The organism is Buttiauxella cochleicola, assembly GCF_021283185.1.
Taxonomy (GTDB): domain Bacteria; phylum Pseudomonadota; class Gammaproteobacteria; order Enterobacterales; family Enterobacteriaceae; genus Buttiauxella; species Buttiauxella massiliensis.
This window is the reverse complement of sequence record NZ_JAJSOS010000004.1, coordinates 29,716-53,388: the sequence shown is the minus strand read 5'-3', so window position 1 is coordinate 53,388 and position 23,673 is coordinate 29,716. Positions and strand designations below refer to the sequence as shown.

Below are 23,673 nucleotides of genomic sequence, written 5' to 3'. Positions count from 1 at the left end.
ACGACAATGTTTAGCTCTGTGTTGATAGCTAACCGCGGTGAAATTGCCGTTCGGGCAATTAAAACGCTTAAAAAAATGGGTATCGGCAGCGTTGCTGTTTACTCCGACCCTGATGCTAACGCGCAGCATGTAATTGATGCCGATGTGGCGATTGCGCTGGGTGGCGAAAAAGCAGCGGACAGTTACCTCGATATTGAGAAGATCGTTGCCGCTGCTAAAGCGAGCGGTGCGCAGGCGATATTCCCTGGCTACGGATTTTTGTCGGAACGCGCGGAGTTTGCCCAAGCCTGTGCTGATAACGGGCTGGTGTTCATCGGCCCAACCGCCGAACAAATTCGTGACTTTGGCCTGAAACACCGTGCGCGTGAGCTGGCCTTTAAAGCTGACGTACCGATGACGCCCGGAACGGGCTTGTTGCTGACCCTGAAAGAGGCACAACTTGCGGCGGCTGAAATTGGCTACCCGGTGATGCTGAAAACCACCGCAGGCGGCGGGGGAATTGGGCTGACGCGCTGTGAAGATGACGCGAGCCTGGTTGAAGCCTGGTCGAGCGTAAAACGCATGGGTCAGCAGTTTTTCAGCGACGATGGCGTATTTATTGAGCGTTTTGTTGACCGCGCACGTCACCTGGAAGTACAGATTTTTGGCGATGGTAAAGGCAAAGTCGTGGCACTCGGTGAGCGTGATTGCTCATTGCAACGCCGTAACCAGAAAGTGGTGGAAGAAACCCCAGCCCCAAATTTGCCACAAGCCACCCGAGAAGCTATTCATGCAGCAGCAGTGGCTCTGGGGGAATCGGTGAATTACCGCAGCGCAGGCACCGTGGAATTTATCTATGACGCCGCCCGCGATGCGTTCTATTTCCTCGAAGTGAATACCCGTTTGCAGGTCGAGCATCCGGTCACCGAAATGGTCACCGGGCTGGATCTTATCGAATGCATGATTAACGTCGCCGCAGGCGTCACGCTTGACTGGCAACGCATGGCGCAGCCGCCAAAAGGGGCCGCCATTGAAGTACGTATTTACGCCGAAGATGCGCTGAAAAACTTCCAGCCAAGTCCGGGCGTGCTGACTGATGTTTTCTTCCCGGATGATCTGCGCGTTGATGGTTGGGTAAGTACCGGCAGCGAAGTCAGCGCGTTCTACGATCCAATGATCGCTAAAGTGATCGTTTATGGCGACGATCGTCAGCAGGCGTTAAGTAAACTGAACACGGCTTTAGCCGCTACGCGTTTACACGGTATTGCGACCAATCTCGATTACCTGCGTCAAATTGTCCAACTGGCAGAATTTAAAGCCGGGGTGATGTGGACGCGTCTGCTGGATGATGTGGTTTATCAGGCTCATGCCATTGAAGTGCTGGAGCCCGGCACCTGGAGCAGCGTGCAGGACAGCCCTGGCCGTCTTGGTTATTGGGATATTGGCGTGCCGCCATCCGGCCCAATGGACGATTTTGCGTTCCGTCTCGCAAACCGCATTGTGGGGAATCATCCTTCTGCGGCAGGGCTCGAATTTACGCTACAGGGGCCGACGCTGCGCTTTCATAGCGCGGCGACCATCGCATTAACCGGTGCTGATTGCCCGGCAACGCTGGATGACGAAGCTGTTCCGTACTGGCAACCGGTGATCGTCAAAGCGGGGCAGACGCTGAAACTCGGGCGGGCGACTTCCGGTTGCCGAACTTATCTGGCGGTACGCAATGGTTTCGACGTGCCTGTTTATCTCGGTAGCCGTTCGACCTTTGCCCTTGGGCAATTCGGCGGCCACGCCGGGCGTACTCTACGTGTGGCGGATGTGCTGGCGATTTCCCAACCGTGTTTACCCGCATGCACCACACCGGCACCAATTTCACTGCCACAAACCCCGGAACCGGCAGTTATCCCGCAATACAGCGATGTGTGGGAAATCGGCGTGTTATACGGGCCGCATGGTGCACCTGATTTCTTCACCCCTGAATCCATGCAAACTTTCTTTGAAAGCGAGTGGCAGGTTCACTACAACTCGAACCGCCTTGGCGTGCGTTTAGTCGGCCCTAAACCTCAATGGACGCGGGCTGACGGCGGCGAAGCAGGACTGCATCCTTCCAACGTTCACGATTGTGAATACGCGATTGGCGCGGTGAACTTTACCGGTGACTTCCCGGTGATCCTGACGCGTGACGGCCCAAGCCTGGGCGGGTTTGTCTGCCCGGTTACCATCGCGAAAGCGGAACTATGGAAAGTCGGGCAGGTGAAGCCTGGTGACCGAATTCGCTTCCACGCGATTACCTTTGAACATGCGCAGTCGTTGGAAATAGCCCAGGACGTGGCGGTCACCAATTTGCTGCATGTGCTAACGCTGCCGGATTTGCACCCGTCGATTACACCGACTACTACCTCAAGTGCGGCGATTCTCGCAGAACTGGATACGCAGAGTGATTTACCCGCCGTGGTTTATCGCCAGGCGGGTGACAACTACGTGCTTATCGAATACGGCGACAACGTGCTGGATCTGGCGCTGCGCCTGCGTATTTATCTGCTGATGAAAGCCATCAAGCAGGCCAGTGTTTCCGGTATTGAAGAGCTTTCGCCGGGCGTGCGTTCGCTGCAAGTGCGTTACGACAGCCAGCATATTTCCCAGTCGCAATTACTGACGCTGTTATTAAGCATGGAAAAACAGCTGGGAGATGTCACGAAACTTAAGATCCCGTCGCGCATTGTGCACCTGCCGATGGCCTTTGAAGACAGCGCCACGCTCGCCGCTGTTGAGCGTTACAAAGAAACCGTGCGTGCCGATGCACCGTGGCTGCCCAATAACGTCGATTTCATTCAGCGCACCAATGGGCTGGCGCACCGCGACGAAGTGAAGCAGGTCCTTTTTGATGCCAGCTACCTGATTCTCGGCCTTGGTGATGTGTACCTGGGTGCACCGTGCGCGGTGCCGCTCGACCCACGCCACCGCCTGCTTAGCTCGAAATACAATCCGGCCAGAACCTGGACGGCGGAAGGCACCGTCGGCATTGGCGGCATGTATATGTGCATCTACGGCATGGATTCGCCGGGTGGCTACCAGCTTGTTGGGCGCACAGTGCCTATCTGGAACAAATTCCTCAAGAACGAACAGTTTGGCGACGAACCGTGGCTGCTGAAGTTCTTCGACCAGGTGCGTTTCTATCCGGTCAGCGAAGACGAACTGACTGAGTTTCGCACCGCCTTCCGTGAAGGACGTGCCCAGGTGCGTGTTGAAGAGGTCGAGTTTGATTTTGCCGCTTACACCACCTTCCTTGCCGACAACGCCGACGACATTGCTGATTTCCGCTCACGCCAACAGCGAGCGTTTGTCAGTGAAGTCGCGCACTGGAAGGAGCAGGAAAGTGCCGCCGTCGAGAGCGCAATGTCAGCGGCACAAGAGGTGGTTGAAGACCAGCCAGGTCAGCTGGTGAGCGCGGATCTCAACGGCAATATCTGGAAGATCCTTGTGGAACCAGGACAAGTTGTTAAGCAGGGCGAGCCGCTGATTGTTGTAGAAGCCATGAAGATGGAGTTGATGGTGAGCGCACCTTGCGATGGCACCGTTATTCGTATCAGTTGCCAGCAGGGTCGCCAGGTAGGGCCCGGTGATGCGTTGCTGTGGCTGGATGCGGTGTGAATAAGAAACCCGAAGGCATCGCCGAGCGTATCTACCGCTTATTGAAACAGGAAATCTTCGATTTCCAGCTTCTGCCAGGGGATCGCTTTAGCGAAAACGACATTGCGGTGCGTATGGCGGCGAGCCGTACGCCGGTGCGACAGGCGCTGTATGCGCTGGAACAAGAAGGATATGTCGAAGTGCAGCCGCGTAGTGGTTGGCAAATTAAAACGGTGGATTTCGACCATCTGGAGTCGCTCTACGATCTGCGCATTGTGCTGGAGCTCGAAGCCGTAAAACGGCTGTGTATGTTGCCCACCGAAGTGCGCCCGCTACCGTTACAGGCGTTAAAGCAGTTCTGGATTGATGCACCGCAACTGGCCGATGGCGCTGAAGTTGCCAGCCATGACGAGGTGTTCCATATGACGCTGGTTGAGGCCACAGGAAACTCGGAAATGGCGCGGGTACATCGCGAAATCACCGAAAAAATTCGTATTGTGCGGCGGCTGGATTTCACCAAGCGCCCGCGCGTAAGTGCCACATATCTCGAGCATGGACAGATTTTGCTCGCCATTTTGAACCGTCAACTTCAGGAGGCGCAGACCCGCTTACACGACCATATAGCCGCAAGTCAGAAAGAGGTCCGTCAAATTACTCTCCATATGCTTCATCAGGCGAAGCATGGGGTTATTCGTTAATACACTTTGGGAGTGAAGACTATGCACCGTCGTACATTTGTTAAAGCTTTTGCGCTTTCTGCGTCCGTTATCAGCATGGGTCTGGCGTTTAGCGCTCAAGCCGCCGACACCATCAAAGTGGGCATCATGCACTCGCTGTCCGGCACGATGGCGATTTCAGAAACGCCGCTCAAAGACGTGGCGCTAATGACCATTGCTGACATTAACGCCAAAGGCGGCGTGCTCGGTAAACAGCTCGAACCAGTGGTGGTTGATCCGGCCTCCAACTGGCCGCTGTTCGCTGAAAAAGCCCGCCAGTTACTGAGCCAGGACAAAGCGGCGGTGGTATTTGGCTGCTGGACATCGGTATCGCGTAAATCGGTACTGCCGGTATTTGAAGAGCTGAACGGCCTGCTGTTCTACCCGGTGCAATATGAAGGCGAAGAGATGTCGCCAAACGTGTTCTACACGGGCGCTGCACCTAACCAGCAGGCAATTCCAGCGGTGGAATACCTGATGAGCGAGGATGGTGGGGCGGCGAAACGCTACTTCCTGTTGGGCACTGATTACGTTTATCCGCGCACCACCAACAAGATTCTGCGCGCGTTCCTGCATTCCAAAGGCGTGCAGGATAAAGACATCGAAGAAGTTTATACCCCGTTTGGCTATAGCGATTACCAGACCATTGTTGCCAACATTAAGAAATTCTCCGCAGGCGGCAAAACCGCGGTTATCTCCACCATTAATGGCGACTCCAACGTACCGTTCTACAAAGAACTCGCCAACCAGGGCCTGAAAGCCACCGATGTGCCGGTGGTGGCGTTCTCGGTCGGTGAAGAAGAGTTGCGCGGTATCGATACCAAACCGTTGGTCGGCAACCTGGCGGCGTGGAACTACTTTGAGTCGGTCGATAACCCGACCAATAAAGCATTTGTTGCGCAGTGGAAAGCCTATGCCAAAGCCCACAAGTTGCCGAATGCCGACACGGTTGTGACCAATGATCCAATGGAAGCGACTTACGTTGGCATCCATATGTGGGCACAAGCGGTGGAGAAAGCCGGAACCACAGATGTCGACAAAGTACGCGCGGCGATGGCGGGGCAAACCTACAAAGCGCCATCTGGTTTTACGCTCACTATGGACGCCACCAACCACCATCTGCATAAGCCGGTGATGATTGGTGAAATCGAAGGCAACGGGCAGTTCAACGTAGTGTGGCAGACCGATGCACCGGTACGCGCACAGCCGTGGAGTCCGTTCATTGCTGGCAACGACAAGAAGTCTGACGAGCCGGTGAAAATGGCGAGCAACTAAAGTAAAACCCGCGTCGGATGACGCTACGGCTTACCCGAGTTTGTAGGGGATAAGCGCAGCGTCATCCACCAAAAATTCCAGGAGACGCCCATGAAATATGTACGCTGGCTGTTAATCATGGCCTGGCTGCTGCCGTGTTTCGCCCAGGCCGGAGATGCCGAAGATTTTGCCGCGGCGAACCGCACGCAACAGGCGAAACTGCTGCAAACCTGGGCGGCGGCACCGGATGCAAAACGCTTACCGTTACTCAACGCTCTGGCGCAAGAAAATCTGGTGATTAATGATAAAAAAGTGCGCCTGACTAATCGGTTACGCGTTCTTGTAGGTAGTGCGCTTGCCAGCCATCAATTATTGAGTGACAACGTCACTCAACGTTTGCAGGCGGCGATAGTTTTACAACGCGAGGCGCAACCAGACCAGCTTCCCTTGCTGGAGCAGCGGCTCAAAATCGAGACTGACGACAATGTTCGCACCGCTCTTGAAGGCGCGATTGCCCAACTTCAGCTGGCCAGCACTGATGCCAAAGTACGCTTAAATGCGGTCGAACTACTGAGCCATTCTGCTGACCCCGATACGCAAGCATTGCTCAAACCGCTGACTGACGCGCAGACCGAACCCGATGTGCAGGTGCGCAAAGCCGCCAGTGAAGGACTGCAAAAAATTCAGCATCGTTTAATGCTGGGCGACATTCTCGGTCAGGCGTTTATGGGGATTTCGTTAGGTTCTATTTTGCTGTTGGCCGCACTCGGGCTTGCGATTACCTACGGTTTGCTGGGCGTGATTAATATGGCGCACGGCGAAATGCTGATGTTAGGAGCTTACTCCGCATGGCTGGTGCAAAGTGCCTTTCAGCACTACGCCCCGGCATGGCTGACGTTTTACCCGATTGTCGCGTTGCCCGTCGCGTTTGCGATCACTGCCGGAATCGGTATGGCGCTGGAACGCACGGTGATTCGCCATTTGTACGGTCGCCCACTGGAAACACTGCTGGCGACATGGGGCATCAGCCTGATGCTGATTCAGATTGTGCGCATGGTGTTTGGTGCGCAAAACATGGAAGTCGCCAACCCTGCGTGGCTGTCTGGTGGCGTACAAGTGCTGCCGAACCTGATTTTGCCGTGGAATCGCCTGGTGGTGATCGGTTTTGTGATGCTGGTTTTGCTGTTTACCTGGCTGCTGCTGAACAAAACTCGTCTTGGTATGAATGTGCGAGCCGTGACCCAAAACCGTGCTATGGCCGCCTGCTGCGGCGTGCCAACCGGACGTGTAGATATGCTGGCGTTTGGCCTCGGCTCAGGCATTGCAGGTCTTGGCGGCGTAGCGCTGTCGCAGCTTGGCAATGTCGGCCCGGAACTGGGACAAGGCTACATTATCGACTCCTTCCTGGTGGTGGTGCTCGGCGGTGTGGGCCAACTGGCGGGAACCGTGGCTGCGGCATTCGGGCTGGGTATCTTCAATAAAATACTGGAACCGCAAATTGGCGCGGTGCTGGGCAAAATCCTCATCCTTGTGCTGATTATTCTGTTTATTCAAAAACGCCCGCAAGGCCTGTTCGCCCTGAAAGGGAGGGTTATTGACTGATGAGCCAACCGCTGACGTTAACACTCACCCGCAAAGCGCCGCGCATCTCAATGGTGTTGGGGGCGCTGATTGTGGTGCTGATGCTGACATTGCCGTTTCTGACGCTGTTGCCAGCCAGTCATCCACTGAGTCTTTCAACTTACACGCTGACCCTGGTCGGTAAAATCCTCTGTTATGCCACCGTTGCGGTTGCACTGGATTTGGTATGGGGCTATGCCGGACTGTTGTCTCTTGGGCACGGCATTTTCTTTGCCCTTGGCGGCTACGCGATGGGAATGTATCTGATGCGCCAGGCCGCAGGCGACGGGCTGCCCGCGTTTATGTCGTTCCTTTCCTGGGATCAACTGCCGTGGTTCTGGTGGGGCACTCAGCATTTTGCCTGGGCGTTGGCACTGATTGTGCTGGTGCCGGGGCTGCTCGCGTTGGTGTTTGGTTTTTTTGCCTTCCGCTCAAAAATCAAAGGCGTCTATTTCTCGATTATGACCCAGGCGCTGACCTACGCCGGAATGCTGTTGTTCTTTCGTAATGAAACCGGCTTTGGCGGCAATAACGGCTTCACCGGTTTTACCACTATTTTAGGTATACCGATTACCGCCACGGGCACGCGCATCGGGTTGTTTATCGCCACGGCACTGTTGTTGCTGGCAAGTCTGGGAATAGGTTTTGCGCTTGCGCGCAGCAAGTTTGGGCGGGTATTAACGGCAGTGCGCGATGCGGAAAACCGCCTGGTGTTCTGCGGCTACGATCCGAAAGGTTTCAAACTGCTGGTATGGACGTTATCTGCGGTACTTTGCGGGCTGGCGGGGGCGTTGTATGTGCCACAGGTTGGCATCATCAACCCTGGTGAAATGTCGCCAACCAACTCTATCGAAGCGGCTATCTGGGTGGCACTCGGCGGGCGCGGGACGTTGATCGGCCCGATCCTCGGTGCGGGTCTAGTCAATGGTGCAAAAAGCTATTTCACCATGGCGGTGCCGGAATACTGGCAACTGTTCCTGGGGCTGATTTTTATCGTCGTTACCCTGTTTTTACCGCGCGGCGTAATTGGCTTGCTGCGTAAGGGAGAAAAATAATGCAACCAGGTGAACCGCTGTTTACTCGGCAGTACGAGGCTGACCGATTCCGCGATCAAACCGATCCGGTGCTGATGCTGGAAAACATTAATGTCAGTTTTGACGGCTTCAAAGCGCTGACGGATTTGTCGCTCAATATTGGCGTTGGCGAATTACGTTGTGTGATAGGCCCGAATGGTGCCGGTAAAACGACATTGATGGATGTGATTACCGGGAAAACCAAACCGCAAAGCGGGCGGGCTTTTTACGACCAATCGACCGATTTGCTGCATTTAGAACCGGCGGATATCGCTCAACGCGGCATCGGACGTAAATTCCAGAAGCCGACGGTGTTTGAAGCGCTGACGGTGTTTGAAAACCTGGAGATTGCGCAGAAAACCGATAAGTCGGTGTGGGCGAGCCTGCGGGCGAAACTCAATTCTGAACAGCGGGATCGCATTGACGAAATGCTGGTGACTTTGCGCCTTGGGGCGGAACGCCATCGCAAAGCCGGGCTGCTTTCCCACGGGCAAAAACAGTTTCTCGAAATCGGCATGCTACTGGTGCAGGAACCGCATTTGCTGCTGCTTGATGAACCCGCAGCAGGCATGACGGATGCCGAAACCGAGTATACCGCTGAGCTGTTTCGCGGGCTGGCGGGTAAGCATTCGTTGATGGTGGTGGAACATGACATGGGCTTTGTGGAAACCATTGCCGATCACGTTACGGTATTGCATCAGGGCCAGGTGCTGGCGGAAGGTTCGCTACGTGAAGTGCAGGCCAACGAGCAGGTGATTGAAGTGTATTTGGGGAGATGAAATGTTACAGGTCAACGATCTAAACCAATACTATGGCGGCAGCCATATTCTGCGTGGTGTCTCCTTTGAGGCCAAAATCGGCGAAGTCACCTGCCTGCTGGGGCGCAATGGCGTGGGAAAAAGTACGCTATTGAAATGCCTGATGGGGCTGATCCCGGCAAAATCCGGCAGCGTAAACTGGCAGCAGAACAACATCACCAGCCGCAAGCCGCACCAGCGTGTGCAGGCGGGAATTGCCTATGTGCCGCAAGGGCGCGAAATATTCCCGCGTCTGACGGTGGAGGAAAACCTGCTGATGGGGCTTTCACGCTTTGCAGGGCGCGATGCAAAGCAGGTGCCGGAAGAGATTTACCAGCTTTTCCCGGTGCTTAAAGAGATGAAGCAAAGACGCGGTGGCGATCTCTCTGGTGGTCAACAGCAGCAGCTGGCGATAGGTCGTGCGCTGGCATGTAAACCACAGTTATTGATTCTGGACGAACCAACAGAGGGGATTCAGCCATCGGTAATTAAGGAGATCGGTCAGGTTATTGGCAGCCTTGCCGCTAAAGGTGATATGGCTATTTTGCTGGTGGAACAGTTTTATGATTTTGCCGCACAGCTTGCCGATAACTATTTGGTGATGTCGCGTGGCTCGATTATCCAGCGTGGCAAGGGTACCGATATGGAAACCGATGGGGTCAGGGGGCTGGTGGCAATTTAGATAGTATGGTCTGGTTTACCACAAAAATTATGGCTCTGTTTGTTATGCCATAACTTGTTTATATTCAGGTAACTTATCGTTATTGCGCCCGTGGAGGCCTGAATTGACTATAAATGAACATCAACAACCGGTTGGCCATGCACTTCCGGATTGGCAGCCTTGCCCGCGACCACAGCGTGTAGTGCTGGAAGGGCGTTATAGCCGCCTTGAACCGCTGGCACCTTCTCATACCGCTTCACTTTGGGCTGCGTGGAATACGGCAAAAGACAACAGCGGCTGGACATATTTGAGTGTTGGTCCCTTTGTGGGCCTTCAGCAATTTGCCGATTTCATAGAGAGCGCGACGCAAAGCCACGATCCCATGCATTACGCAGTGGTTGATACCCAAAGCGGCGATGCGCTGGGCACTCTGTCTCTAATGCGCATCGACCCGGCAAATGGTGTGATAGAAGTCGGTTTCGTTATGTACTCCCCATTATTACAGCGCACCGTTCAGGCAACCGAAGCTCATTACCTGTTAATGAAGTACGCCTTTGAGCTGGGTTATCGTCGTTATGAGTGGAAGTGTGACAGCCTGAATGGCCCATCGCGCCATGCGGCTATTCGCCTTGGTTTCCGTTATGAAGGGCTGTTCCGCCAGGCGATCGTTTATAAACATCGAACTCGAGATACTGCGTGGTTTTCAATTCTCGATAGCGAATGGCCGCAAATTCAGCAGGCTTTTGAAGGGTGGCTGAGTTTTGAAAATATGGCTGGCGGCGTGCAGAAGCAGGGGCTGGCCCAGATCCGTGCAAGTCTGATGAGCAATCGTCCAATCCAGGCCAGACATGCGGTTCAGGTGCGCGCTCTGGTTCAAAGCGATTACACACAGTGGGCTGCGTTATGGCAGGGGTATCTAACTTTTTACAACTCGCAAATTAGTGACGCTGTCACTCAATTGACATGGCAGCGAATGCTTGATGTCGCCGAGCCGATGTATGCGCTCGGCGCATTTGATGAGCAGGGTAAAATGGTTGGTATTGTGCATATGGTTTATCACCGTGGCACCTGGTCGGCCGAGGATCATTGCTATCTTGAAGATCTGTTTACCGCACCTGATTCGCGTGGCAAAGGGGTTGGCCGGGCACTGATTGAAGGTGTTTATCAGCATGCGCAATCAAAAGGTTGCGGGCGAGTGTATTGGCATACCCATGAAACCAATGCGGCAGGCCAGGCGTTATACGACAAGTTGGCGGATAAGCCTGGGTTTATTCAGTATCGCAAAAATTTATAGCCAGCTATTTCGGGTGGATTCGCGAAGCGACATCCACCATTTAATTGAGAACCAACTGCGGTTTCACCGCCATTCCTTTCACAATCATCAGATAGGCCAGTGCAATCGCCACCATCAATGCTACGAATAACATCGATGGTGGGAACCAGGTCAGCATCAAGCCGGTGAACAGCGGGGTACATGCACCGCCTAACCAACCCAACTGCTGCGCCGAGAAATAACTCGCTTTAAGTCCTTCAGGTGCAATGTTATCAACCAGCATGTATTCACCTGGCGCAAATATTAGCTCACCCAATGTAAACACTGCCGCAGAGACTCCCCATAACAGCAGGTTATCGCCTGAGATCATAAAACCTGCCAGACCCACCATGAAAAACAGCGTACCGTAGCCCATCAACTTTTTGATGTTGTCCGGGCGAATGCGTTTGCCGACCATATACTGGAAAACTACCACCACAAAAGCATTCACCGGCAGTACCACACCCACCACTTTTTGTGCCAAATCTGAATCAGAGATCGCAATCGCATATTGCGATAAACAGGCAGCAAAAGAGCCAAACACCAGCGAGCCAAGAAATGCGGACAAGGTGAAATACATCAATGCTTTGTCTTTAAGCATCTGTCGCGGGGAAAGTACGGCCCCATCGGTAGAACGCGAAGGGGCAACCGGCACGCTATGCACATAGCGGCTAATCACGATAAACGGGATTATTGCGGTTAGACCTGAGAGCCAGAATGGCAGGTTGGTGCTGTAGAGCACCGCCAGCGTGCCGATTGGTGGGCCGACCGTCCAGCCGATATTGGCGCAGGTGTAATTAAGCGAGAAGATTTTCGGCTTTTGGTGAATTTCTAACGTGTCAGAAAAGTACCCTTTCAGCACCGTAGCAAATACTGAATACGCGCAGTTTATGAGTGAATAGAACACCACCACCAGAACGGCGCTATTCACCAGCGGAATAGCGATAAAGCCGCCGAGGAAAATCACTATCGACAACAGCATGTATATTTTCTTGTCGAATTTATCCGCGAGAATGCCAAACCATAGGCTAAACACCACACCCGCCGTAAGCGCGATGGTCAACGCCATACCAATTTCGCTTAACGGCATACCGTACTGCCGGGAAAGATAGATGGTCATAAATGGCAGTGTCAGACCACGCCCTACGGTGAGTAGTAGCGAAGAGAGCAGTAAAACGCTGATGGAGAGTTGCTTACCAGAAAAACGAGCTGCTAAAGAAACCATTTTGTTGTGTGTTTTTAGTATGTTCACGAAGATGTATTTCAGATTTAGCATGAAGAATCGGCAAAGTATAGATGGCGTTTATCATGGAATGCTTTCTGTGCTTATGCTTAAAAGTGCGATCTGTATCTGTTTTCAGATTGGATATAGCCTTAGATTTTAACAAAATTGCAATAAACCGAGGGCAGGGTATGACGCGTAAAGATGGGCTACTGGCGATGCTGGTAGTTGTAGTGTGGGGACTTAATTTTGTAGTCATTAAAATGGGACTACATAATATGCCGCCGCTGTTACTGGCTGGTCTGCGCTTTCTGCTGGTTGCCTTTCCCGCATTGCTGTTTGTCGCGCGCCCTAAAATTCCCTTTCGCCTGCTTGCCGCTTACGGGCTGACTATCAGTTTTGGGCAATTTGCATTTCTGTTTAGCGCAATCAAGTTTGGTATGCCCGCCGGACTGGCTTCACTGGTACTTCAGGCGCAGGCATTTTTCACCATTATCCTTGGTGCGTTTGTGTTTCAGGAACGCCTGCAAGGTAAACAGCTGGCGGGAATAACGCTTGCGGTGATCGGGGTGCTGGTGTTGATTGAGGGCAGTCTCGGTGGGCAGCATGTTGCCTTGCTCGGTTTTATGTTGACGTTGGCAGCGGCGCTTAGTTGGGCATGTGGGAATATCTTTAATAAAAAAATCATGCAGCTTGAACCTCGTCCACCGATTATGTCTTTGGTGGTGTGGAGCGCATTAATCCCGGTGCTGCCGTTCTTTGCCGCCAGTTACCTGCTTGATGGCCCAAACGTGATGTGGCAAAGCCTTATTGCCATTGATATGACGACGATTTTGTCGCTGGTATATCTGGCCTTCGTGGCGACGATTGTTGGTTACGGCATTTGGGGAAGTTTGTTAGGACGCTATGAAACCTGGCGAGTTGCGCCATTGTCGTTGCTGGTGCCAGTGGTGGGGATGGCGAGTGCCGCGTGGTTACTGGATGAAACACTGTCGTTCACGCAGTTGGCAGGGGCGCTACTGATTATGGGGGGCTTGTATATTAACGTCTTTGGCTTGCGGATTAGACGGGCGATAGTCAGTTAATTTCATCTGGCGGGCTAACATAAGTGCGCCCGCCAGATGCGGAAATTAGCGCGTACTTTCGTGGTAGTAAGGCGTACCCAACAACTCTGATTTATCACCAATCGTATCGCGGGAACTGCAATTGGTATTGTTGTCAGAAGGAGGGAGAATCATCCCGCCGTGATTGCTTTGGGTGGCGTTAAAACTGCCGGGCTGCTCCGCCAGAGCGTTAGCGGAAGCCAGAATCAGTACCAGGCTTACAGCGCCGATAAAACGTTTCATAAATCCTCGGTGTCTGTTTTAACCAGACGGTTGCATAGCGTTTGTTAATTTTCTAATGATTTAGCGGGTGAATAAACTTTCCTTCGCCACCTGAACACGCAACGCGGTATCTGTGAGGTGGCACAGAGAAGTAATTCTTGAACGTGCGGGTGAGTGTCTGTTGTGACTCAAACCCATAACGTTCTGCTAAATAGAGAATCGGCTCGTTGCTTTCTTTAAGCATGAGTGCGATCTCGGTCAATTTGCGATTGCGGATGTATTGGCCTAATGAATGACCAGTCTCTTTTTTAAACATCCTTTGCAGGTGCCACTTCGAGTAGCCAGAACGCTGTGAAACCTTCTCAAGTGACAGAGGGTTTTCCAGATTCTCTTCTATCCAGTCCAAAATGCTTTGAATTGTTATGGCATCATTGTTCCGTCTGGACATCGTTTCACCTCTTTTCAGGTTTTACGGTAATACTTTTGTCAGCAGTTGATAAAGTGTGTTCACTTCGTCATCTGTCAGGTTTTTAGTTAGCTCTTGATGCAGGTTTTGCCCTACAAGCTGATGGCATTTTTCGCACAACGTTTTCCCTTCTGGAGTCAGTCGTACCAGCACACCGCGTTTGTCGTTTGGGTTGGGCAAGCGTTCAATCCATCCTTTGGATAGTAGGCGATCTAACATGCGCGTGAGCGCACCGAGGTCTACCGACAACGCTTTCTTCAATTCCACCGGTTGCAAACACCCTTCGCAATAAATGCTGCAAAGCACCTTAAATTGCGTAGCGGTGATATCGAGAGGGGAAAGGTGATCGTTTAGCAGGCGGTCCTTATGCTGGTTAACCATATGGATAAGGCGTCCCAAAGGAATGACTTCATTAAATAGATCGTTGGTGCTTTTCACTATGATTGCCCAGGCAAGTATATTTAATCACGGCAGATATTATTGCTCAGGCAACCATAAGTCAACGTGATGATTCTGCGATGACACGAATAGCTAAAACGGTACAGTTTTTAACATTGATATAAATCCGATAACGTAAACGCAGAAGGTTGGCTGCTATACTCAGCGGCGCAGTAAATCACCTTAATTAAGGACTAAAGATGATGGAATTGGTTAAGGCCATAGGGTTTGGGTTAGTGGTGCTACTGCCGCTGGCTAACCCATTGACCACTGTGGCATTGTTCCTCGGCCTTGCCGGAGATATGAACAAAAAAGCGCGTGATAAAACCGCGTTGATGGCGTCAGTCAACGTCTTCATCATCATGATGGTTGCGTATTACGCTGGGCAAGTTGTGATGAATACGTTCGGTATTTCGATACCGGGTCTGCGTATTGCGGGTGGTTTGATTGTTGCGTTTATTGGCTTCAGGATGCTATTCCCGCAACAAAAGGCACATGAGTCCCCCGAGGCGCACACCAAGGCTGAGGAACTGGAACAAGAGCCGGATACCAATATCGCGTTTGTGCCGCTTGCGATGCCAAGCACTGCGGGTCCTGGTACCATTGCGATGATTATCAGTTCATCGTCAACGATTGAACACGGCGTCAATTTCTCTAATTGGGTTGTGTTGGTGGCGCCACCGATAATCTTTGCGCTGGTGGGCGTGATCTTATGGGGCAGTTTGCGCAGCTCTGGCGCGATTATGCGTCTGGTCGGCAAAAGCGGTATTGAGGCAATTTCCCGTCTGATGGGCTTCTTGCTAGTTTGTATGGGTGTGCAATTTATTATTAACGGTGTGCTGGAAATTATTACCCACTTCCCAGCGAAGTAAGTTTGATAAGGGCCGCGGTATTAGACCGTAGCCCTTAACTCACTTAGTGGCTTTGTTGCTCTTCAAGCGATACGGGCCAGCGACGGAATATTAACACCGACCAGATAAGCGCTGCCAGGGCTGGAACCGCACCGACCAACCCGATACTCGACATATCAAAATGCAGGCTGACCTGGTTTCCAACCAACGCGCCCGCACCAATCCCAAGATTAAAAATCCCTGAGAAAAGCGCCATTGAGACGTCGGTTGCATCCGGGGCCAGCGCCAGTACTTTTACCTGCATACCCAGCGTAATAATCATAATAGCGATGCCCCAGAACAGGCTTAATATAGTCAGGTTCACTGTGCTTTGTGCCGCGGGCAAGAGCAATGCAAGGCAAAGAACTAACAAGCCGATTGAGCCGCTAACCAGCATTGATGAATGGCGGTTGCCCAACTTTCCAAACATCACGCTACCAATAATCCCGGCACCACCAAGAACCAGCAACAGGAAGGTGGCTACGTTGGCGCTAAGGCCTGCCACGGTTTGTACAAATGGCTCGATGTAGCTGTAGGCGGTGTAATGCGCGGTTACGACTACTGCTACCAGCACATACAGACTCATTAACGCCGGACGTTTGAACAGCAGTGGCAAACTTTTCAGTGAGCCAGAATGTTCGCTTGGTAATTTAGGCAGCAGCTTGATAACACAAAATAGGGTCAGGGCGGCTATCACGCCGATGGCTAAGAAGGTGGTGCGCCAGCCGAAATACTGGCCGACTACGCGCCCAAGCGGCAAACCTAAAACCATCGCCAGCGCAGTGCCGGTTGCAATCAAGCTCAGCGCCTGAGCTTTTTTACCCGCAGGTGCCATACGAATGGCCAGAGATGCGGTTATCGACCAGAAAATAGCGTGAGCAAATGCGATACCAATGCGGCTTATTACCAGCACGGTGAAGTTCCAGGCCACGAAAGAGAGCACATGGCTTGCGATAAACAAGGTAAAGATGCCAATCAGCAGCCGTTTACGCTCAACCTGGCTGGTCAATAACATAAATGGCAGGGACATCAGCGCAACGACCCATGCGTAGATAGTCAGCATGATCCCGACTTCTGCAGTTTGCATACCAAAACTACTGGCGATATCGGAAAGCAAACCGACGGGAACAAATTCGGTGGTATTAAAAATGAAGGCCGCAACCGCCAGTGTTACGACGCGTAACCATGCCGTTTTGCGTGAGACATTACTTATTGTCATAGATTGGTTTCGCGCTGATAAATGAACTGTTAGGAGAGGCGGTGATCATAAAACCATCGATCCAGCCATACAACCCATTTTGTGATTTAAGTCTCATTTAATTGTGCTGTTAATCCTGCCTCTCATGGCATGGTATGTAACTGGGATAGGTGGTGGAGAAAACGCGATGCAGCAAATTGATTTTTATATGGTAGATGCCTTTACCGATACCACTTTTGGTGGCAACGCAGCGGCGGTGTGTCCACTTACGGATTGGCTGCCTGATGAAACCCTGCTGGCAATGGCTCGTCAGCATAACCAGTCAGAAACAGCTTTTTTTATTACTACAGATGATGGCTTTGAATTGCGCTGGTTCACCACGCAGGGGGAAATTAATCTCTGTGGCCACGCAACGCTTGCAACGGCGCATGTGATTTTTGAATATCTCAATTACCCTGAGGCCACAATCCACTTTACTACCCGTTTCGTTGGCCCACTGACGGTTACCCGTAATGGTGACTGGTTAACGTTGGATTTCCCGGCAACCAGCAGCGAGCCTGTTGAGCCGCCACAATTACTGCTCGATTGTCTGGGGATTAGTGATTACCAGGAAGTCAGGCTTGGGCGCACTTATACCGTTCTGCTCGAGAATCAACGGCAGGTTGAAGCGGTAAATCCTGATATTCAATTGATGCTCAAGCTCAACCAAAAGGTGTGCATCACGGCCCCTGCTGAACTTGAAGGTTACGATTTTGTCAGCCGTTTCTTCTCACCTGCTGCGGCAATTACCGAAGATCCGGTTACCGGGTCAACTCACACCATGTTGATTCCTTACTGGGCGCAACGGTTAGGCAAAACACAGATGTTGGCTCGTCAGGTTTCCAGCCGTGGTGGTGATTTGCGCTGTCAACTCGTTGGCGACAGAGTACTTATAGCGGGTAAAGCAGCAACTTATTTGATTGGGAAAGTATTTCTGCGCAGTTGAGTTGTTTTCACTTGAAACAACGGGATGAATTACATCGGCTGGAAAGCGCTGCTGCGCGTTTTCATCTGCCTGCCGTGGCGGTGGTCTGATATAATGGCGGGCGTAAAATACCCGCCAATCAGGAGTTTGCAGTGCCAGGTTTGTTAGATAATCAATTGCTGGAAGATATTCTCACGCAGGTTCGGCCATTAATTGGTCGCGGTAAAGTGGCGGATTACATTCCTGCACTGGCGGAAATTCCAGGAGATAAGCTAGGTATTGCTGTTTGCACCGTAGAAGGTGAGGTATTTAGCGCAGGGGATGCAACTGAGCGCTTCTCCATTCAGTCGATCTCTAAAGTACTGAGTCTGGCGTTGGCAATGGCGCGCTATGACGAGCACGAAATCTGGCAACGCGTGGGTAAAGAGCCATCAGGGCAACCATTCAATTCCTTACTCCAGTTGGAGCTTGAACAAGGTAAACCCCGTAATCCGTTTATTAATGCCGGCGCGTTAGTGGTATGCGATATGTTGCAAACTCGTTTGAGTGCGCCGAGGCAACGTATGCTGGAAGTGGTGCGTGTGCTTGCGGAGCAACCTGACCTGGCTTATGACTCACGCGTAGCGAAATCTGAGTTTGAACATTCGGCCCGTAATGCGGCGATTGCCTGGCTTATGAAATCATTCGGCAATTTCGATAACGACGTGATTACAGTTCTGCAAAATTACTTCCACTACTGCGCGTTGAAAATGAGCTGTACTGAATTGGCAAAAACCTTCCTGTTTTTGGCAAACCAGGGGCGCGCATTGCATCTTGATGATCCCGTTATTACGGCTCAACAAGCGCGGCAGATTAATGCATTGATGGTCACCAGCGGAATGTATGATGGTGCCGGTGAGTTCGCCTATCGTGTCGGGATGCCTGGTAAGTCGGGTGTCGGCGGGGGAATCATTGCCGTTGTGCCCCACGAGATGTCGATTGCTGTCTGGTGCCCGGAATTGGATGCTTCGGGGAACTCGCTTGCGGGAACGGCAGCGCTTGAGATTCTGGCGCAGCGAATTGGTCGCTCAATCTTCTAAGACTTTTGTAAACTATGCATATTAGAGCCTGATGGATCAGGCTTATAAGATTTATCTCGTTGGTAACAGGTTGTACCAGATAAAATATGCTAAGCTAAAATTTATTTTTTGCACTCATCTCGTTGTATTATTTTATTAAGCAGTGCATGCATAATTATGAGTTAATACAGCATGTCTAATCACAATAAATTTATGATCTTTTCGCCTGAAAAACGGCTGGCTAACGCCATCAATATATTTGTTATTACTACATTGTTTTACTTCTTTGGGGCTTCACTTCGCCTGATTGATGAGCTTTCTCTGTTCTGGCCGCTGAATGCAGTGCTGGCTGCCGTGTTTGTGCGCAACCCGTTCCTGAATCGCCCTGTATATTATTTCCTCTGTTATAGCGCGATGGTGGTCTACGACGCCTTTACCACGCATTGGGGTTGGCAATCAGCGATAATAAATCTCTCCAATATGGTGTTTATTATCATTGTAGCCCTGCTATTACTCCGTTATTCCCGGGATGAAGATGAAAATAATTGGGCAATTAATGCCTTTAAACTTTTCTATTTTTGCCTTATTGGTTCGGTGCTCAGCTCTTTATTAGGATCTTTGGGCTCCCTTGGTCCTTCATCAGACTATCGTCAGTTTGTCCCACTGTATGCTGATTGGTTTAGTGAGCAATTCTCTACCGGCGTCCTGATGATGCCATTTTTGCTTATGGCTAAATGGCCACAGTGGGGCAAGATGCCCGCTTTTCATTTTTCGAAACTGTACCCATTGCTGGGCGTTATCATTTCGGTGATTGCCTCAGTGGTAATTGGTGGTGCAGGGAGTCTGGCGTTCCCGTTGCCAGCCCTTATCTGGTGTGCAATCCGCTACCCATTGCCGATGACCGCGTTGGTTACGTTTTTAACCGGCGCTATCGAGATTGTTCTGGTCGCCAACTCAATAGTGGTGATTCACGATAGCCATCCGCTGGTGGTGAATGAAATGTTCTCTGCACGTCTGGGGATTGCCACTATGGCGATTTGCCCGCTGATCGTGTCGGTCAGCGTAGATGCCATTAACCGCCTGATTAAACAGACCTCGCTGCGTGCCGATTATGACTATCTTACAGGTGTGCATTCTCGTTCAGGCCTTTATGAAGCACTGAAAATTACCGCGCCGTTAATGCATAAACCTGGGCAAAACTTGTCTGTGATGCTGCTGGATATCGATTATTTCAAACGTATCAATGACAACTATGGTCATGAATGTGGTGATGTCGTGTTAAGCGCTTTTGCCGGGCAATTAAGAAAGGCGGTGGGTGATAAAGGGCTGGTGGCACGTCTGGGCGGTGAGGAGTTTGTGGTGGCTTGTAGCACCAATTCCGAAGATGAGGGGTATAAGATTGCGGAGAAAATTCGCCAGAGCATAGAACTCACAGCGTTTCGTTATCAGCAACAAACATTGTTTATTACCGTCAGTATTGGCCTTGCTGTTGCAACACCTAAAAATGAGCCGCTGCTTGATGTGTTTAACTCGCTGTTGGCGGAGGCTGATAAATACCTCTATTTATCCAAGCGTAATGGCCGCAATCAAACAAGCACCGCCACCTACAAAGAACTGGCTATCAATAGTTAGTCGCAGATAGAGAGTTGTTCTACCAAAAATGGGTGTAAAAATAATTGGTATAACAACTCTAACTTGATCAAAACGGGGTTTCACTTCGTTGAGTTCTGGTAATTTGGACAGGATTTTTATGGTCGCTCATCCTGTACACACCAAGGAACAACATAGTGAAAACACTTAATCGTCAAGACTTCCCTGGCGCCCAATACCCTGAACGTATTATCCAGTTTGGTGAAGGCAACTTCCTGCGTGCTTTCATCGACTGGCAAGTCGATCTTCTTAATGAACACACGGACTTAGACGCGGGCGTTGTTATCGTACGTCCTATCGACAGCGCATTTCCGCCGTCGTTATCTACCCAGGATGGGCTATATACTACGGTTATCCGTGGTCTGAACGAGCAGGGCGAAGCGGTAAGTGACTCGCGTCTGATTCGCTCCGTTACCCGTGAAATCAACGTCTATCAAGAATATGAAACGTACCTGAAACTGGCACATAACCCAGACATGCGTTTCGTGTTCTCTAACACCACCGAAGCGGGTATTAGCTACCATGCAGGCGATAAGTTTGAAGATGCGCCAGCGGTAAGCTACCCGGCTAAACTGACCCGTTTGCTGTTCGAACGCTTTACTCACTTCAACGGTGCTGCGGATAAAGGTTGGGTTATCATTCCTTGCGAATTGATCGACTACAACGGTGACGCACTGCAAGAACTGGTTCTGCGTTATGCACAAGAGTGGGAGCTGCCTGCAGCATTCACCCAATGGTTGAACGACGCTAACACATTCTGTTCTACGCTGGTGGATCGTATCGTTACGGGTTATCCGCGTGACGAAGCTGCCGATATTGAAAAATCTTTGGGCTACAAAGATAGCTTCCTGGCTGCTGCTGAGCACTTCTACCTGTTTGTTATTCAGGGGCCTGCGTCACTGGCGCAAGAGCTGCGTTTGGATAAATATCCGCTGAACGTGCTGATCGTTGATGACATCAAACCTTATAAAGAACGTAAGGTTGCGATCCTGAACGGTGCTCACACTGCGTTAGTTCCGGTTGCTTATCTGGCTGGTTTGAACACCGTTGGTGAGTCTATGAACGATGCCGAAGTTTGTGGCTTCGTAGAAAAGACTATCGCTGAAGAAATCATCCCGGTATTGGATCTGCCACGTGGCGAATTACAGTCATTCGCACAAGCTGTGACCAGCCGTTTCCAGAACCCGTATATTCAGCACCAACTGCTGTCTATCGCGCTGAACGGCATGACCAAGTTCCGTACCCGTATTCTGCCGCAATTGCTGGCAGGCCAGCAGGCTAACGGTACTCTACCTGCGCGTCTGACTTTCGCACTGGCAGCACTGATTGCCTTCTACAAAGGCGAGCGTAACAACGAAAGCTATCCGTTACAGGATGACGAGCATTGGTTGGTGCGTTATCAGCAACTGTGGACTTCACTTGGCGACAAACAGATCACCGAGCAGCAGTTGGTTGAAGCGGTACTGTGCGATAGCGATCATTGGGGCCAGGATTTGACTCAGGTTCCAGGTCTGGTTGCTAAAGTTAGCGAAGATTTGCAGGTTATTCTGACTCAGGGTATGCGTGCCGCAGTAGCTCGTTACTGCTAAGTGCCAAACCGGTAGAAAACCTTGATATAGTGCCTCCAGGCTTAGCTTAGAGGCACTTTTTTTATGCACAATTCTGCACTCTGGTTCCGGCAATTTGGCCAACCAGAACACGTCATTACTCTTGAGCAGGCAGAACTTACTCCGCGTCCTTGCGCAATGCTGCGCGTACAAATGCGTTATGCCCCCGTCAATCCTTCAGACCTTATCCCGATAACTGGTGCTTATCGTCATCGAGTGATGCCGCCGCGAATAGTGGGCTACGAAGGTGTTGGTGTAGTTATCGATGCGGATAACCACGAATGGATTGGTAAACGCGTTTTACCGTTACGCGGTGACGGTACCTGGCAGCAATGGGTTGATTGCCCACAGCAATGGGCTGTACCTGTCCCTGATAACATTCCCGATCTATTGGCTGCCCGAGGATATATCAACCCGCTTGCGGCATTCGTGATGCTTAAACAATGGCCGGTGCGAGGGAGGCGCGTGTTACTAACCGCGGCAAACTCCTCCTGCGCGGTATTGCTTGCTCAGTGGGCCACTATTCAGGGCGCGACAGAAGTTGTTGGTGTGTGCCGTAAAGAAGATCAAAAAGCTATGTTGCTTCAGGACGGCATTAGGCCGCTTATCATGGATGATCATGAAGCGCTGCGGATTACTGCACAGCAGGCCGATGTGGTTTTCGATGCGGTGGGCGGGAGCCTTGCGACTTTGCTGCTATCTCATCTTCAGGCCGAAGCAGATTTTGTTTCCTACGGCCTGTTGAGTGGTGAACCCTATCAAGCCAAAAGTTACGTAACAAGACCTCAGAGATTTCATCTGCGCGATACCCTGGCTGTGACTGACTCAAGAGAATGGCAGCAGTGGTTCGTCGAGCTTTGGCCGCTACTTGCGAACAGCCAGTTACCCGATGTTAAGCTATTTGCATTGGCGAAGTGGCGCGATGCATTACGGGAATTTGCTGTTTCAGGGCGACGTTGCAAGCCAGTTTTGGCGATGTAACGTGACAACGTCACCCGTGAATGGTTACTTATCGCCGCCCATGATCGTTTTCATGGTTTCTTCATCAGGCAGGCCCTGATGTTGTTGCAGACGCCCATCTTTATTGAGGTAATAAATAGAAGGAGTGGCCGTTCCGCCGAGTTCATCCATTAACGCCAGGTTATCTTCCAGCGCTTTCGTGATTTCAGGTTTGATGGTTGTCGGGATTTTTAATGCCAATTTCCCTTTGCTACTTTCATATTCCGCCAGTGTTTTAGCCGGATCGTCAGCCATCATGATGGCTGCGGCTTTTTGCCCACTGTCCGGTCGTAACATCCCAACCATTAAGACACGCAACTGTACCTTTCCTGAATTCAGCCAGGGTTGCGCATTTTGCCAAAATTGAGTGCAGTACGGGCAGTAAGGATCGGCAAACGCATAGACAATTTGCGGGGCATCTGCTTTTCCTGCTGCTATCCAGTGGTTTTTCTCAAGTTTCTGCCACATCTCTTTGGCCATGGGCGCATAAACCCATTTCTCGACTTGCGCATCGCTGAGGTTTTTCCCGCTGGCATCAACCAGATTGCCCATAATTGCATGCTGTTTATCCGGGGTCAGGAACACGGTTGTGCCTTGCCCCTGGAATTGCATCACGTAGCCTGGCAGGTCGCCAGGGCCTTTAAATTCACCTTTGAGTTCAAATCCTTGCTGCTGTAAGGCGGTAATTGGGGCAGGGAGTTTAGCCTCAGTTGCCAGCGCAGAAGTGCTGGTTAGCAGGGCAAGCGACAGGGTCCATACTGCATGTTTCATTACGTATTCCTTATCATTCTCTTGATGAATGTATGCCCGGGTAGGC

Annotated in this window: 21 protein-coding genes; 15 read left to right on the top strand and 6 right to left on the bottom strand. The window is 51.4% G+C overall.

Annotation, left to right across the window (positions count from 1 at the left end; translation table 11 throughout):
* Positions 1–6 precede the first annotated feature (6 nt).
* The 8 genes from uca (at position 7) to LVQ76_RS07435 (ending at position 11,021) form a co-directional block, all read left to right on the top strand.
* Positions 7–3,627, top strand: a complete 3,621-nt coding sequence (gene uca, locus LVQ76_RS07470; protein WP_232921320.1) for an urea carboxylase — start codon at positions 7–9, stop codon at positions 3,625–3,627.
* A complete protein-coding gene (locus LVQ76_RS07465; protein ID WP_232921319.1) occupies positions 3,624–4,304 on the top strand; it encodes a GntR family transcriptional regulator in 681 nt (226 codons plus the stop codon). Before uca ends, LVQ76_RS07465 begins: the two co-directional genes overlap by 4 nt.
* A gap of 21 nt (positions 4,305–4,325) precedes the next feature.
* Positions 4,326–5,597, top strand: coding sequence for an urea ABC transporter substrate-binding protein (gene urtA / locus LVQ76_RS07460; RefSeq protein ID WP_232921318.1), 1,272 nt, complete (start codon positions 4,326–4,328; stop codon positions 5,595–5,597).
* 90 nt (positions 5,598–5,687) lie between these two features.
* Positions 5,688–7,178: an urea ABC transporter permease subunit UrtB gene (urtB, locus tag LVQ76_RS07455; protein WP_232921317.1), complete on the top strand. Its 1,491-nt coding sequence runs from the start codon at positions 5,688–5,690 to the stop codon at positions 7,176–7,178.
* Positions 7,178–8,251, top strand: coding sequence for an urea ABC transporter permease subunit UrtC (urtC, locus tag LVQ76_RS07450; RefSeq protein ID WP_232921316.1), 1,074 nt, complete (start codon positions 7,178–7,180; stop codon positions 8,249–8,251). The genes urtB and urtC overlap by 1 nt, the downstream gene beginning before the upstream one ends.
* Positions 8,251–9,048, top strand: coding sequence for an urea ABC transporter ATP-binding protein UrtD (gene urtD / locus LVQ76_RS07445; RefSeq protein ID WP_232921315.1), 798 nt, complete (start codon positions 8,251–8,253; stop codon positions 9,046–9,048). The genes urtC and urtD overlap by 1 nt, the downstream gene beginning before the upstream one ends.
* Position 9,049: 1 nt before the next feature.
* On the top strand, positions 9,050–9,748 hold the full coding sequence (gene urtE, locus LVQ76_RS07440; protein ID WP_064518788.1) for an urea ABC transporter ATP-binding subunit UrtE: 699 nt from the start codon (positions 9,050–9,052) through the stop codon (positions 9,746–9,748).
* Between the two features lie 103 nt (positions 9,749–9,851).
* Positions 9,852–11,021 carry a GNAT family N-acetyltransferase gene (locus LVQ76_RS07435; protein ID WP_232921314.1) on the top strand — a complete coding sequence of 390 codons (1,170 nt, stop codon included), beginning with the start codon at positions 9,852–9,854 and terminating at the stop codon, positions 11,019–11,021.
* A 40-nt stretch (positions 11,022–11,061) separates the two neighbouring features.
* Here the strand turns inward: LVQ76_RS07435 and ydeE are convergent, their stop codons facing one another.
* Complete coding sequence (ydeE, locus tag LVQ76_RS07430; protein WP_232865900.1) at positions 11,062–12,264, bottom strand: efflux MFS transporter YdeE; 1,203 nt, start codon at positions 12,262–12,264, stop codon at positions 11,062–11,064.
* Between the two features lie 188 nt (positions 12,265–12,452).
* Here ydeE and eamA point away from each other — a divergent pair, with 188 nt between their 5' ends.
* A complete protein-coding gene (gene eamA, locus LVQ76_RS07425) occupies positions 12,453–13,346 on the top strand; it encodes an O-acetylserine/cysteine exporter (protein WP_064518790.1) in 894 nt (297 codons plus the stop codon).
* A gap of 45 nt (positions 13,347–13,391) precedes the next feature.
* Here the strand turns inward: eamA and marB are convergent, their stop codons facing one another.
* The 3 genes from marB to marR are packed head-to-tail and all read right to left on the bottom strand — an operon-like array spanning position 13,392 to position 14,490.
* A complete protein-coding gene (marB, locus tag LVQ76_RS07420) occupies positions 13,392–13,607 on the bottom strand; it encodes a multiple antibiotic resistance regulatory protein MarB (RefSeq protein WP_034455622.1) in 216 nt (71 codons plus the stop codon).
* A 52-nt stretch (positions 13,608–13,659) separates the two neighbouring features.
* Positions 13,660–14,034: an MDR efflux pump AcrAB transcriptional activator MarA gene (gene marA / locus LVQ76_RS07415; RefSeq protein WP_064518792.1), complete on the bottom strand. Its 375-nt coding sequence runs from the start codon at positions 14,032–14,034 to the stop codon at positions 13,660–13,662.
* Positions 14,035–14,055: 21 nt separating this feature from the next.
* Positions 14,056–14,490, bottom strand: coding sequence for a multiple antibiotic resistance transcriptional regulator MarR (gene marR, locus LVQ76_RS07410; protein ID WP_064518793.1), 435 nt, complete (start codon positions 14,488–14,490; stop codon positions 14,056–14,058).
* A 200-nt stretch (positions 14,491–14,690) separates the two neighbouring features.
* Here marR and LVQ76_RS07405 point away from each other — a divergent pair, with 200 nt between their 5' ends.
* Positions 14,691–15,362 (top strand): MarC family NAAT transporter, encoded by a 672-nt coding sequence (locus tag LVQ76_RS07405; protein ID WP_232865831.1) that lies wholly within the window; start codon positions 14,691–14,693, stop codon positions 15,360–15,362.
* Positions 15,363–15,405: 43 nt separating this feature from the next.
* On the opposite strand, the gene LVQ76_RS07400 is transcribed toward LVQ76_RS07405, so the two are convergent.
* Complete coding sequence (locus tag LVQ76_RS07400; RefSeq protein ID WP_232921313.1) at positions 15,406–16,599, bottom strand: sugar transporter; 1,194 nt, start codon at positions 16,597–16,599, stop codon at positions 15,406–15,408.
* 166 nt (positions 16,600–16,765) lie between these two features.
* Between LVQ76_RS07400 and LVQ76_RS07395 the strand changes: the two genes are divergently transcribed.
* The 5 genes from LVQ76_RS07395 to LVQ76_RS07375 all read left to right on the top strand — a co-directional run bounded on the left by LVQ76_RS07395 (position 16,766) and on the right by LVQ76_RS07375 (position 22,838).
* Entirely contained in the window at positions 16,766–17,563 is a 798-nt protein-coding gene (locus LVQ76_RS07395; RefSeq protein ID WP_232921312.1) for a PhzF family phenazine biosynthesis protein, read from the top strand.
* 131 nt (positions 17,564–17,694) lie between these two features.
* A complete protein-coding gene (gene glsB, locus LVQ76_RS07390) occupies positions 17,695–18,621 on the top strand; it encodes a glutaminase B (protein WP_232865829.1) in 927 nt (308 codons plus the stop codon).
* 171 nt (positions 18,622–18,792) lie between these two features.
* On the top strand, positions 18,793–20,232 hold the full coding sequence (locus LVQ76_RS07385; protein ID WP_232921311.1) for a GGDEF domain-containing protein: 1,440 nt from the start codon (positions 18,793–18,795) through the stop codon (positions 20,230–20,232).
* A 155-nt stretch (positions 20,233–20,387) separates the two neighbouring features.
* On the top strand, positions 20,388–21,839 hold the full coding sequence (locus LVQ76_RS07380) for a tagaturonate reductase (RefSeq protein ID WP_232921310.1): 1,452 nt from the start codon (positions 20,388–20,390) through the stop codon (positions 21,837–21,839).
* Positions 21,840–21,902: 63 nt separating this feature from the next.
* A complete protein-coding gene (locus tag LVQ76_RS07375; protein WP_232921309.1) occupies positions 21,903–22,838 on the top strand; it encodes a zinc-dependent alcohol dehydrogenase family protein in 936 nt (311 codons plus the stop codon).
* A 24-nt stretch (positions 22,839–22,862) separates the two neighbouring features.
* Here the strand turns inward: LVQ76_RS07375 and dsbG are convergent, their stop codons facing one another.
* A complete protein-coding gene (dsbG, locus tag LVQ76_RS07370; protein WP_232921308.1) occupies positions 22,863–23,627 on the bottom strand; it encodes a thiol:disulfide interchange protein DsbG in 765 nt (254 codons plus the stop codon).
* Positions 23,628–23,673 lie beyond the last annotated feature (46 nt).